Here is an 891-nt window from a genome sequence, read left to right as displayed (position 1 = left end):
TGCCGTGCGTGATTCGGGCCGGATCTCATCGGCGAGCGCAAGGGCACCGATCACGGCACCGTCGGCGAGGACGTGCAGGATGATCGCCCCGTCGCCCCGCCACCGGTCGGCGACAGCAAGTTCGGATCCGTGTTCCTGCTCGAGCAGCGCGGGCCCGCCGACCTGCACGCGGGTGCCGTCGACGTCGGCTGCGACCCCGACGGCGGGAGACGACTGGAAGTCTGCTGCAGCCGGGACGGTCAGGTTCCGCGCGCGTGCGGCCGCAACGATGGCCCGTGCGAGTGGGTGCTCTGAGTCGGCTTCTGCGGCAGCAGCCAAAGCGAGGACATTGTCGGCGGTGCGCCCGTTCGTCACCTCGATTGCGGTGACGGTGGGTTCACCCTTGGTGAGGGTCCCGGTCTTGTCGAAGAGCACGGTGTCCACCGTGCGCATGGTTTCGAGTGCGAGCCGGTCCTTGACCAGGACACCGCCGCGGGCGGCGCGTTCGGTGGCGATGGAGACCACCAGCGGGATCGCGAGTCCGAGTGCGTGCGGGCAGGCGATGACCAGCACGGTGATGGTGCGGATGACGGCGTCGTCGGGCATCCCGACCAGAGTCCACACAGCGGCGGTGATGATCGCGGCACCGAGAGCGAACCAGAACAGCCAACCGGCGGCGGTGTCGGCGATGCGCTGAGCGCGCGAGGTCGAGTTCTGGGCGTCGGCGACCAGGCGGCCGATGCCGGCGAGGGCGGTGTCCTCCCCTACTGCGGTGACCTTGACGCGCAGACCGGAGTCGGTGGCGACAGTGCCGGCGACGACGTGGTCGCCGTCGCTGCGGCGGACGGTGCGTGATTCGCCGGTGATCATCGATTCGTCCATGCTCGCCGATCCGGAGACGATGGTGCCGTC

At 69.7% G+C, this 891-nt stretch carries 1 protein-coding gene; it reads right to left on the bottom strand.

Translation table 11 applies throughout. The features are described from left to right. Positions 1-891: HAD-IC family P-type ATPase (locus tag CH292_RS06020; protein ID WP_143545729.1), on the bottom strand; the 891-nt coding region annotated here is incomplete at both ends.

The sequence above is a fragment of the Rhodococcus sp. 14-2470-1a genome (assembly GCF_002259425.1).
Taxonomy (GTDB): Bacteria; Actinomycetota; Actinomycetes; order Mycobacteriales; family Mycobacteriaceae; genus Rhodococcoides; species Rhodococcoides fascians_E.
The sequence above is the reverse complement of the archived record's forward strand: the minus strand, read 5'-3'. Positions and strand labels throughout refer to the sequence as shown.